Origin of the sequence: Citrobacter sp. CF971, from assembly GCF_006385635.1 — a bacterium.
Classification (GTDB): Bacteria; Pseudomonadota; Gammaproteobacteria; order Enterobacterales; family Enterobacteriaceae; genus Citrobacter; species Citrobacter freundii.
Genome location: NZ_CP041051.1, coordinates 4,411,044 through 4,422,654, shown reverse-complemented (window position 1 = coordinate 4,422,654; position 11,611 = coordinate 4,411,044). Strand labels below are relative to the sequence as shown.

The 11,611-nt window shown below is 50.3% G+C and carries 13 protein-coding genes; 7 read left to right on the top strand and 6 right to left on the bottom strand.

All coding sequences use genetic code 11. The features are described 5' to 3' along the window. Positions 1 to 51 precede the first annotated feature (51 nt). A complete protein-coding gene (locus E6P06_RS24890; RefSeq protein ID WP_003025168.1) occupies positions 52 to 330 on the top strand; it encodes a hypothetical protein in 279 nt (92 codons plus the stop codon). A gap of 57 nt (positions 331 to 387) precedes the next feature. Here E6P06_RS24890 and yhcN read toward each other — a convergent pair whose 3' ends face one another. Further along, the gene (gene yhcN / locus E6P06_RS24885) at positions 388 to 654 is read right to left on the bottom strand and encodes a peroxide/acid stress response protein YhcN (RefSeq protein WP_003025165.1); all 267 of its coding nucleotides are present in this window, start codon (positions 652 to 654) and stop codon (positions 388 to 390) included. A gap of 376 nt (positions 655 to 1,030) precedes the next feature. Beyond that, positions 1,031 to 1,501: a transcriptional regulator ArgR gene (gene argR / locus E6P06_RS24880; RefSeq protein WP_003025162.1), complete on the bottom strand. Its 471-nt coding sequence runs from the start codon at positions 1,499 to 1,501 to the stop codon at positions 1,031 to 1,033. Positions 1,502 to 1,937: 436 nt separating this feature from the next. Here argR and mdh point away from each other — a divergent pair, with 436 nt between their 5' ends. Further along, entirely contained in the window at positions 1,938 to 2,873 is a 936-nt protein-coding gene (mdh, locus tag E6P06_RS24870; RefSeq protein WP_003025158.1) for a malate dehydrogenase, read from the top strand. Between the two features lie 56 nt (positions 2,874 to 2,929). On the opposite strand, the gene degS is transcribed toward mdh, so the two are convergent. The 3 genes from degS to zapG all read right to left on the bottom strand — a co-directional run bounded on the left by degS (position 2,930) and on the right by zapG (position 6,021). Beyond that, positions 2,930 to 3,997 (bottom strand): outer membrane-stress sensor serine endopeptidase DegS, encoded by a 1,068-nt coding sequence (degS, locus tag E6P06_RS24865; protein WP_003025154.1) that lies wholly within the window; start codon positions 3,995 to 3,997, stop codon positions 2,930 to 2,932. An 89-nt stretch (positions 3,998 to 4,086) separates the two neighbouring features. Further along, positions 4,087 to 5,454 (bottom strand): serine endoprotease DegQ, encoded by a 1,368-nt coding sequence (degQ, locus tag E6P06_RS24860; protein ID WP_003025151.1) that lies wholly within the window; start codon positions 5,452 to 5,454, stop codon positions 4,087 to 4,089. Positions 5,455 to 5,622: 168 nt separating this feature from the next. Continuing rightward, complete coding sequence (gene zapG, locus E6P06_RS24855) at positions 5,623 to 6,021, bottom strand: Z-ring associated protein ZapG (RefSeq protein ID WP_003025147.1); 399 nt, start codon at positions 6,019 to 6,021, stop codon at positions 5,623 to 5,625. 192 nt (positions 6,022 to 6,213) lie between these two features. On the opposite strand from zapG, the gene zapE reads away from it, so the two are divergent. The 5 genes from zapE (at position 6,214) to sspB (ending at position 9,860) form a co-directional block, all read left to right on the top strand. Further along, complete coding sequence (gene zapE, locus E6P06_RS24850) at positions 6,214 to 7,341, top strand: cell division protein ZapE (RefSeq protein WP_003839902.1); 1,128 nt, start codon at positions 6,214 to 6,216, stop codon at positions 7,339 to 7,341. A gap of 218 nt (positions 7,342 to 7,559) precedes the next feature. Beyond that, entirely contained in the window at positions 7,560 to 7,988 is a 429-nt protein-coding gene (rplM, locus tag E6P06_RS24845) for a 50S ribosomal protein L13 (protein ID WP_003025141.1), read from the top strand. A 15-nt stretch (positions 7,989 to 8,003) separates the two neighbouring features. Continuing rightward, positions 8,004 to 8,396 (top strand): 30S ribosomal protein S9, encoded by a 393-nt coding sequence (gene rpsI / locus E6P06_RS24840; protein ID WP_003025138.1) that lies wholly within the window; start codon positions 8,004 to 8,006, stop codon positions 8,394 to 8,396. A 316-nt stretch (positions 8,397 to 8,712) separates the two neighbouring features. Then, complete coding sequence (gene sspA / locus E6P06_RS24835; protein WP_003025132.1) at positions 8,713 to 9,351, top strand: stringent starvation protein SspA; 639 nt, start codon at positions 8,713 to 8,715, stop codon at positions 9,349 to 9,351. A gap of 5 nt (positions 9,352 to 9,356) precedes the next feature. Further along, positions 9,357 to 9,860 carry a ClpXP protease specificity-enhancing factor gene (gene sspB, locus E6P06_RS24830; protein ID WP_003025130.1) on the top strand — a complete coding sequence of 168 codons (504 nt, stop codon included), beginning with the start codon at positions 9,357 to 9,359 and terminating at the stop codon, positions 9,858 to 9,860. A 56-nt stretch (positions 9,861 to 9,916) separates the two neighbouring features. Here the strand turns inward: sspB and dcuC are convergent, their stop codons facing one another. Then, on the bottom strand, positions 9,917 to 11,284 hold the full coding sequence (gene dcuC / locus E6P06_RS24825; RefSeq protein ID WP_003839905.1) for an anaerobic C4-dicarboxylate transporter DcuC: 1,368 nt from the start codon (positions 11,282 to 11,284) through the stop codon (positions 9,917 to 9,919). Positions 11,285 to 11,611: the final 327 nt, after the last annotated feature.

The following is an 11,611-nucleotide window of genomic DNA, read 5'->3' as shown; positions in this document are numbered from 1 at the left end:
CCTACATATTGGCGGTCTGTAGAGTGGCTGGCGTCGGGATGGTGGCTATAGATGAATATCTATACATTTGATTTTGACGAGATAGAAGACCAGGGTGATTTCTATCGTGAGTTTACGCGCACGTTCGGTCTCGCCAGGGAGAAGGTGGTTGATTTAGATTCTCTGTGGGAGGTGGTTATCGGGGAAGTTTTACCGTTGCCGCTGGAGATTGAATTTGTCCATTTACCGGACAAGCTGCGCAGGCGATACGGCGCGCTGATTTTACTGTTCGATGAAGCGGAAGAAGAGCTGGAAGGGCAGTTGCGTTTTAACGTTCGTCACTCAATGTAAGACATAAAAAAGCCCCCGGCAGGCGGGGGCAAGTCGTCGGACTTAGACGACGAGGGTTTATTTGTACAGTTCTGCAGTAGCGTGCCAGTGAGCACCTTCACGGAGTTCGGTGACGCGATAGCTGCTGGCGCCTGCTTTTTCAGCCTTAGCGGCGATGGCCTGACGCATGTCCATTGGTGAACTACCGATCTGAGATACGGAGATGCTACCCATAGATTGCAGATTCTGTGCTTCTTGTGAGTTCACCTGAGTAACCGCGGCGCTTGCACCGAAGGAGAGAACAGAAAGAAGGCTTAAGGTTGCAATAGTAGTTTTGATTTTCATGATATTTACCTCGTCGAATTCTTTTATAGGGGTCTGCGTTTCGTGACCCTCATCACAAAATCAAGTATACACTAATAACCTTATAAATTAATACCACGCTAATTGTTTCTGTGGGTATTAAGTGTTAAGAAAAATATTTTTTATAACCAAATGGAATTAAAAAGAGCGTTTCGAACATTTTAAAAGAAATAAATTAAATAAAATCAATTGGATATAGTTTTTTGCAAAATGTGCGTTTTTAAACCTTCATATTCACTATGTGAATGGTTTTTGACGGTTAAACGCACCATTTGTTAAATGCATAGCAGTTAAAAATAGACGGAAGGGGGTAGAAAGAGAGTGTTTTCCCCCGCCGCGAGGCGACGGGGAGGCGGTATTACAGTTCTTGTTCGAACAGTTCCAGAATGGCTTCGTAGAGATCTTTTACCGTAAAACCCTTAGCTGGGGTGGTGAAGATGGTATCGTCACCGGCAATCGTACCCAGGATACCTTCCGCTTTCCCCAATGAGTCCAGCAGACGTGCAATCAACTGAGCAGCGCCAGGACTAGTATGAATAACCACGACCGCATCGTTATAGTCGATATCCAGCACCAGATTTTTCAGCGGACTGGAGGTTGTAGGCACGCCCAGTTCCGCCGGAAGGCAGTACACCATTTCCATTTTCGCATTGCGGGTACGCACGGCGCCAAATTTGGTCAGCATGCGTGAAACCTTGGACTGATTGATATTATCAAAGCCCTGATCCTGCAATGCGAGGACGATTTCGCCTTGAGAGCTGAACTTTTCTTCTTTAAGCAGCGCTTTAAACGCCTTTACTAATTCTTCTTGTTTTGCCGAGCTTCGCATAAGTCACCCGTAATATGGCGGTAGAAACAACATTATTGTGCATACAGATGAATTTTTATGCAAACAGTCTGCCTTGTTCAAGGCTGAAATAATGTTATGAAAGAGCGGAATTTTATCAAATTTCGTTATCAAGAAACATGCCTGTGTCACGGCTCGCAAATAAGGTTAAAAGTAAATTAAATGTTATCAAATTGATGTTGTTTTGAGAGGTGGGTAGGGTATATTGTCAGCACCTGTTGGAAAGTTGCTCTACTGTGCGGGTGGTTTTGAATTACGTAACTTAGGTTTTATTTTACGTAAGTTAAATGCATAAAAGCCAAATTTGCGTGACTACGCATTCTTGACGCGTGGTTGTTGTATTCGTTGGATTTGTGAATTAAGGTCGCCGCCGCGGAGCAATAGACACTTTGCTTATCAATATAATAAGGAGTTTAGGATGAAAGTTGCAGTCCTCGGCGCTGCTGGTGGTATCGGTCAGGCGCTAGCATTACTGTTAAAAACCCAACTGCCTTCAGGTTCAGAACTCTCCCTGTACGACATCGCTCCAGTAACGCCTGGTGTGGCCGTTGATTTGAGCCATATCCCTACTGCTGTGAAAATCAAAGGCTTCAGTGGCGAAGACGCTACCCCTGCACTGGAAGGTGCTGATGTAGTACTGATCTCCGCGGGCGTCGCACGTAAACCGGGTATGGATCGTTCCGACCTGTTCAATGTTAACGCCGGTATCGTGAAGAATCTGGTGCAGCAGGTTGCTAAAACCTGTCCGAAAGCATGTATCGGTATCATCACCAACCCGGTGAACACGACCGTTGCTATCGCTGCAGAAGTCCTGAAAAAAGCAGGCGTATACGATAAGAACAAACTGTTTGGCGTGACCACGCTGGACATCATCCGCTCCAACACCTTTGTTGCGGAACTGAAAGGCAAGCAGCCTGGCGACGTTGAAGTCCCGGTTATTGGCGGCCACTCTGGCGTGACCATTCTGCCGCTGCTGTCACAAATTCCTGGCGTAAGCTTCACCGAGCAAGAAGCAGCTGACCTGACCAAACGTATCCAGAATGCGGGTACTGAAGTTGTGGAAGCTAAAGCCGGTGGCGGATCTGCAACCCTGTCTATGGGTCAGGCCGCAGCACGTTTCGGACTGTCACTGGTTCGCGCACTGAGCGGCGAAAAAGGTGTGGTTGAATGTGCTTACGTTGAAGGCGATGGTCAGTATGCTCGCTTCTTCTCTCAGCCGCTGCTGCTGGGTAAAAACGGCGTAGAAGAGCGTCAGTCTATCGGCAAGCTGAGCGCGTTTGAACAAGCTGCGCTGGAAGGTATGCTGGATACGCTGAAGAAAGATATCACTCTGGGCGAAGAGTTCGTTAAGTAACGAACTGCCCAAAAGTAAAAAACCGGAGCACTTGCTCCGGTTTTTTTATATCCGTATTAGTTGGTCGCCGGATATTCCTGAATCGTGACCTGTAGCGTCAACTGCTTGTCATCTCGCATCACGACCACGGAGATAACTGAACCTGGTCGAATCTCTGCCACCTGGTCCATCGTTTCCAGTGCAGATACCGCCGGTTTGTTATTGACCGAGATAATCAGATCGTTAACCTGAATACCTGCCTGCGCTGCCGGACCGTCCGGGGCTACTTCGTTAACCACAATCCCCTGAATTTGATCCATCCCGCCGCCCTGGGCGTGCAGTGGCGCAATTTCTCGGCCGCTGATGCCGATATAGCCGCGAATCACGCGCCCGTCACGAATCAGCTTATCCATGATTTTGGTTGCCAGTTGAAAAGGAATAGCAAAGCCGATCCCTTCCGGGGTTTCGCCATCGTTGCTCTTATCAAATGACAGGGTGTTAATACCCATCAACTCGCCCAGCGAGTTGACCAGCGCGCCGCCGGAGTTACCGTGGTTGATGGAGGCATCGGTTTGCAGGAAGTTTTGCCGCCCCGTCGGGTTCAGGCCAATACGACCGGTGGCACTGATAATCCCCTGGGTGATGGTTTGCCCGAGGTTGTACGGGTTACCGATGGCGAGTACCACGTCACCAATGTGCGGCACGCGTTTGTTATTAATTGGAATTGTCGGCAGTCCACCAGTGGCGTTGATTTTCAGCACCGCAAGGTCGGTTAACGTATCAGACCCCACAAGCAGCGCTTCAAATACGCGACCGTCCTGCAATGCGACGATGATTTGGTCGGCATCGTTAATGACGTGCTTATTGGTAATGATATAGCCGCGCTGATCCATGATAACGCCTGAGCCGAGCGTGCGGATCTCAAGCTGGTTATGCGCTGTACTGTTCATACTGCGGTTATAAACGTTAACGACGGCAGGAGCTGCACGGCGAACCGCCGGGTTATAGCTGGCGGGCGTTTCATCTGCACTGTCGAACTGCGGTGCGGTAAGCGTATTAATTTTGCGCAGCGAGGGCATCGCGGCCAGCAGAATAGCGCCGACGATTAAACCAATCGCGACCGAACGTAAAAGCTTCACAAACATGATGGCGGCGTCATTAATAAAGGGAACGGCTGCAGCATATCACGAGTTTACCGGACATCACACGAGGGGCTGATGTCCGGTTGCATGCGTTAACGCAGGAGCAGGTAAATACTCTCGTTACCGCGCACCACCTGCAGGGCAATGATCGACGGTTTCGCTTCCAGCACTTTACGCATTTCAGCGATCGAGTTTACGCGATCGCGGTTAACGCCAATAATAACGTCATCTTTATGCAGTCCGGCCTGTGCGGCAGGGCTGCTTTTTTCAACGTTATCAATTCTGATGCCTTTGGTACCGTCTTTTAACTGACCGTCGCTGAGCGTGGCCCCTTGCAACGCAGGCGCAATCATCTCTGCGCTGGCGGACGATGATGTGCTGGTATCGAGGGTGACTTCAACCTCCAGCGGTTTACCGTTACGTAGCAGGCCCAGTTTGACTTTGGTCCCCGGTTCGGTTGTCGCAATACGTGAACGAAGTTCGGCGAAGCTGTTAAGCGGTTTACCGTTGAGACTGGTAATGACGTCACCTGATTTCACCCCCGCTTTTGCGGAGCCGGAGTTAGGCAGAACCTCACTGACAAACGCGCCACGCTGTACGTCCAGTTTGAACGCTTTGGCGATATCGGAAGTCATCTCGGTGCCTTTGATGCCCAACAGACCGCGTTTGATTTCACCAAACTGCATCAGCTGCTGTGCCAGCGTGCGCGCCATGTTGCTCGGAATTGCAAAACCAATACCGATGCTGCCGCCACCGGGGGCCAGAATCGCGGTGTTAATACCGATCAGCTCACCGTTGAGGTTAAGCAATGCGCCGCCGGAGTTACCGCGGTTGATAGAGGCGTCAGTCTGAATAAAGTTTTCCAGACCTTCCAGGTTCAACCCACTGCGACCCAAAGCCGATACAATGCCGGAGGTGGCTGTTTGACCCAAACCGAACGGGTTACCCACAGCCACCGCGAAATCACCCACGCGGAGTTTATCAGAGTCAGCAATGGCAATTTGCGTCAGGTTGCTGGGGTGTTGAATTTGTAGCAGTGCGATATCGCTCTGATCGTCGCTGCCAATAAGCTTTGCGTCGAACTCACGACCATCATTAAGCTGAACGCTGATTTTTTGCGCCTGATTAATAACGTGGTTATTGGTCAGGACGTAGCCTTTGGCGGCATCAATAATGACACCTGAACCCAGTCCTTCAAAAGGTTGTGAAGGTTGATCGGGAAGTTCATCGCCAAAAAACTTTTTGAACTCTTCCGGGACTTTCTGCCCCTGAGTGGCGGTGCCTTCGACCCTTACACTCACCACGGCTGGCAACACTTTTTCCAGCATCGGGGCGAGGCTGGGGAGCGCAGCCTGACCGGGAACCTGGCCGGGAATCGACGCAACGGCCGGGAATGGCGCCGAGAGAGTTAACCCGACACTTAACGCTAATGCACTCAACAGCTGGGTTTGTTTTTTCATGGATCCTGCTCTCGTACCTTGAGTAAACGGAAGATGATTCAAAACAGTTTGATGTTATTGAATTTTCGGTTTGGTCACAATGAGGCTAACGACTAAATAATAGCTGGGACGGGAAGAGAAGCGGAGGGCGCAATTGCTGCGCCCAATAAATTTCTTAACGATGTGCGGTTAGTCGCGCTTTGCGCCACTACGCAGCAGGCCAGATGCCCCTTCAGAATAGTCACGTGGCATCTGAACCGGCGCCTGATCGTTGCCTGCTTCAGACTCTGCCAGACGATTACGGAACGGGTTGTTTTCCGGCGACATACCCGGCAGCAGGTTGCTGGAGCTTTTCGCCATGTGCTGGTAAATCTGACGATAATCGTCCGCCATGTTATCCAGCAATTCAGCGCTGCGGGCAAAGTGGCTCACCAGTTCTTCACGGTACTCTTCCAGCTCAGCTTTATTTTTTTCCAGTTCGTACTGCAATGCCTGCTGTTGGCGTAATTTCCGATTACCAAAACGCATGGCTACAGCACCAATAATGATACCGACGACTAACCCAATTAGCGCATATTCCCAGGTCATGAACATCTCCCGTTGTCTTGTGTTTCCGTAGGGTGTTGGCTTTAGGCTCCATGCCTGCGCCTGATTATGCCACTATAACCGCTAATCCCGTAGAAGTGGAATCCCGTGTTTATATCACGTAATGTAGAACGGCCTTTTTTTCGTCAACCGTGAGCGACGGCACATCGATTCTCAAGGAATAACAATAACATCATGCAAAGCCTTTCCCCGACATCGCGTTACCAGCAAGCCCTCAACGACGGCAGTCATCAGCCCGACAATGTACAACAAGAAGCCGTGAATCGACTGGAAACAATTTTCCAGGCACTTACGACGCCAGCGCGACCTGCGCCGCAGGAGAGCGGACTGATGGCGCGTTTTGGCAAATTGCTGGGCAAGCGTGAGTCGCCGATCAACACACCGGTGCGTGGTTTATATATGTGGGGCGGAGTTGGGCGCGGAAAAACCTGGCTGATGGATCTGTTCTACCATAGTCTGCCGGGCGAACGTAAACAGCGTTTGCACTTTCACCGTTTTATGCTGCGTGTGCATGAAGAGCTTACTGCCTTACAGGGGCAGAGCGATCCGCTGGAAATCATCGCCGATCGCTTTAAGGCAGAAACGGACGTGCTGTGCTTTGACGAATTTTTTGTTTCTGATATTACCGACGCCATGCTACTCGGCGGCCTGATGAAGGCACTGTTTGCCCGTGGCATTACGCTGGTGGCGACCTCCAATATTCCGCCCGATGAGCTGTATCGCAACGGTTTACAACGCGCGCGTTTTCTTCCTGCCATTGATGCTATCAAACAGCATTGCGACATCATGAATGTTGATGCTGGCGTCGATTATCGTCTGCGCACCTTAACGCAGGCGCATTTGTGGCTGTCGCCACTGAATGAGGAAACCCGCCAACAGATGGATAAACTCTGGCTGGCATTAGCGGGAACCAAAGGTGAACATGCGCCGACGCTGGAGATCAATCATCGTCCGATGCAGACGCTGGCCGTCGAAAACCAAACGCTGGCGGTGTCATTTACCACACTCTGTGTCGATGCGCGTAGCCAGCATGACTACATTGCGCTGTCGCGTTTGTTTCACACGGTACTGTTGTCTGATGTGCCGGTCATGACTCCGCTGATGGAGAGTGAAGCGCGGCGCTTTATCGCATTGGTGGATGAGTTCTACGAACGCCACGTCAAGCTGGTGGTCAGCGCGGCATCGCCACTCTATGAAATTTATCAGGGCGAGCGTCTGAAGTTTGAATTTCAGCGCTGTTTGTCGCGTTTGCAGGAGATGCAAAGCGAAGAGTATCTGAAGCGGGAACATTTAGCCGGTTAAACCTGCCGCAAATCACATAAAGGGGTCGATCTTTGACCCTGACTTCTCTATAATCTTGCGACCCCACGTTACGAGAGAGTTTTTTTCCCAAAACTTTCTATGCGCCGGCATAGGCTATTCGAAGGGGTAGGTTTGCTGGACAATGTCGTGTGAACCTCAACTGACAAAACGTTTGGGTGTTCACCAACGTGTAACTTATTTATTTGGGTAAGCTTTTAATGAAAACTTTTACAGCTAAACCAGAAACCGTAAAACGCGACTGGTATGTTGTTGACGCGACCGGTAAAACTCTGGGCCGTCTGGCTTCCGAACTGGCTCTGCGCCTGCGCGGTAAGCACAAAGCGGAATACACTCCGCACGTAGATACCGGTGATTACATCATCGTTCTGAACGCTGACAAAGTTGCTGTAACCGGCAACAAGCGTACTGACAAAGTGTACTATCACCACACCGGCCACATCGGTGGTATCAAACAAGCGACCTTTGAAGAGATGATTGCTCGCCGTCCTGAGCGTGTGCTTGAAATCGCGGTTAAAGGCATGCTGCCAAAAGGCCCGCTGGGTCGTGCTATGTTCCGTAAACTGAAAGTTTACGCTGGCAACGAGCACAACCACGCGGCACAGCAACCGCAAGTTCTTGACATCTAATCGGGATTATAGGCAATGGCTGAAAATCAATACTACGGCACTGGTCGCCGCAAAAGTTCCGCAGCTCGCGTTTTCATCAAACCGGGCAGTGGTAAAATCGTAATCAACCAACGTTCTCTGGAACAGTACTTCGGTCGTGAAACTGCCCGCATGGTAGTTCGTCAGCCGCTGGAACTGGTCGACATGGTTGAGAAACTGGATCTGTACATCACTGTTAAAGGTGGTGGTATCTCTGGTCAGGCTGGTGCGATCCGTCACGGTATCACCCGCGCTCTGATGGAGTACGACGAGTCCCTGCGTGGCGAACTGCGTAAAGCTGGCTTCGTTACCCGTGATGCTCGTCAGGTTGAACGTAAGAAAGTCGGTCTGCGTAAAGCACGTCGTCGTCCTCAGTTCTCCAAACGTTAATTGTACTCTGCTTCGGCAGACGACAATTTGCGAAAAAACCCGCTTTGGCGGGTTTTTTTATCGTTATTTCTCGCCTCAGATCCACGGTAATCCGCTGATTGCCACCTCTTTTTCCCCATTTCAAGAATCGACTCACCACAAAGGTCACAAAATCTGGTAAACTATCATCCAATTTTCTGCCCAAATGTCCGGTATCGTTCATTTTTTGTTTGTATTTTGAACAGCAATGACTTTCCCGAGTCTGGGTGACATCACTTCTGGCTGGCCACTGAGTGGCTGGTAGCAGTAAAAATTCTGAATATACCTGGAGGTTTTCATGGCTGTCGCTGCCAACAAACGTTCGGTAATGACGCTGTTTTCTGGTCCTACTGACATCTATAGCCATCAGGTCCGCATTGTGCTGGCTGAGAAAGGTGTTAGTTTCGAGATTGAGCACGTGGAGAAGGACAATCCACCTCAGGATCTGATCGACCTCAACCCGAATCAGAGCGTACCGACACTGGTGGATCGTGAGCTGACCCTGTGGGAATCTCGCATCATTATGGAATACCTGGATGAGCGCTTCCCGCATCCGCCGCTGATGCCTGTTTACCCGGTTGCGCGTGGTGAAAGCCGCCTGTACATGCAGCGTATTGAAAAAGACTGGTACACGCTGATGAATGTCATCGTGAACGGTTCTGCATCTGAAGCCGAAGTCGCGCGTAAGCGTCTGCGCGAAGAACTGCTGGCAATTGCGCCAGTATTTGGCCAGAAACCTTACTTCCTGAGCGATGAGTTCAGCCTGGTAGACTGCTACCTGGCGCCGCTGCTGTGGCGTTTACCGCAGCTGGGTATTGAATTCAACGGTGCAGGTTCGAAAGAACTGAAAGGGTACATGACTCGCGTCTTCGAACGTGACTCTTTCCTGGCTTCTCTGACTGAGCCTGAACGTGAAATGCGTCTGGGCCGGGGTTAACCTGTATGGATTTGCCACAGCTAACACCACGCCGTCCGTATCTGCTGCGCGCATTCTATGAGTGGTTGCTAGACAACCAGCTCACGCCGCATCTGGTGGTGGATGTGACGCTCCAGGACGTGCAGGTTCCAATGGAATATGCGCGTGACGGGCAAATTGTTCTGAATATTGCACCGCGTGCGGTGGGCAACCTGGAACTGGCTAACGATGAAGTGCGCTTTAACGCGCGCTTCGGTGGTGTGCCGCGTCAGGTGTCTGTGCCGTTGGCTGCTGTTCTGGCAATTTATGCACGTGAAAATGGCGCTGGTACGATGTTCGAACCGGAAGCCGCCTACGATGAAGATGTCGCCAGCTTAAATGATGACGACAACGACGCGTCTGGTTTTGAGAGTGAAACAGTCATGTCGGTCATTGATGGCGATAAGCCTGACAATGGCGACGACAACGATCCTGATGACACTCCGCCGCCACCTCGCGGTGGGCGTCCAGCGCTGCGCGTAGTGAAATAAATAGTGAAATAAAAAAACAGGCCCTTTCGGGCCTGTTCTGTTTTCTGGCTTCGGGATCAGTAAAACAGCGCGATGGTGGCTACCATATTCACCACAAATCCTACTGCCATCGGGATTGCTGTACGTTTTACCACTTCAAAGGGCGATACGCCGGCAATACCTGATGTCACGACAATTACAGCGGTTATGGGTGACACCGCGCGGGCAAGCGTAGTGGCAAAATGCATCGGCATAATCATCACTACTGCAGGAATATGCAGCCCGGCGGCAATATCCGGAATGAGGCTGGCAAAAGACATAAACGGTGCGTTTCCTGACCCCATGACAATCGCACAGGCGGCGATGACCACCGCCATGATGATCATCACGCCGATGCCGCCAAGACCGGAATGCTCTGCGCCTTTTATTACGGCGTCGACAGTCCCGATAGTCGTCAACCCTTTCGCAAAGATTTCACCGGCGACCACCAGCGTGACAACGTTGGCAAACTGCGTCCCCATGCCGTCAAAAAAAGCCTGCACATCATCCATCGTTTCGCGCAGATTATGTTTATGCAGGAATTCAACAAACATAGTCAGCGTCATGCTCATCAACATCACCACCACCAGATTCAGCTCTGCTTTCATTAGCCCCATTTGCGCAAGGGCAAGCGAGCCCAGCATCAGGATCAGCGGCATGACGGGTAGAATGGCGTAATAGAGCGGAGGTACGTTTTCCAGCATCTTTTGTTCAGCAAATCCGTTGCTTTCCGGTGCGGCTTTTTTATCAAACTGACGCTGAACGAAAAAATGCGCAATGGCGACGGCGACAATGACACACGATGCGACGGGCAACTGATATTGAAAGAAATAAGTGGCGATTTTCATACCCGCGACCTGCGCGGCAAAAATAGAGTTGGTTTCCAGAATGCCCCATTCAATCGACATCGAAGTGGCAATGACCGCCACTGCAGATAAACGGCTCACGCCAAGACTGACCAGCGTTGGGAATAGCGTCACCATCAGCAACATACCTAACCCGGATGCGCTGGTAATGAATTGCGCCATGATCTGACCAATAACATAGGTGGCGGCAAGCACAACATAGGGTGAGCGGATTAGCTTGAGCGGGCGGCTTAACAGGCTAACCATCGCTCTGCTGGCTCCCATTCTGTCCATATAACGGGCATAACCACCCACCGCCATGATTGATAACCCCAGTCCGGCCGCGCGGTTGGAGAGCATACGCAAAATTTCGTTGTAAATATCGACCAGTAGATAGCCACTGCTCTTATCATCAGCGACCAACACGCCGTAGCCCAGCCAGACGCCGCAGATCATCAGGAAGATCCCAGCGGCGGCCAGCACGACCTGCGGTTTGTAGTTTTTGAGGATCAGGTAACCCATCGTTAATAAAACGATGACAGAGATAATGATGCCGAACATTGTTTCACTCCATGCCAGAGAAGAAGATAAATCCGGTAATAACGCTGTTATCCCAACGGATGTTATATTTTTCTGGGCATTTTTTATGGAGTGAATATCTTATTTTTAATTCGAGGATTTAATTATTTATCGTTATAAAATAGATGGTTATGATAAATTGTCATGTTAATGTTCATAAATTTCATGAAGATGATATAACTCTATTAAATTAAAAATAGGCGGAAGATACTCGCTTAAAATAATATTGCTGTTACGTATGTTATCAATAAGCCAGCGGGGGCGGATCGACCATCATTTCACCCTGCTTTCGATCCTGTGTTAGGATAA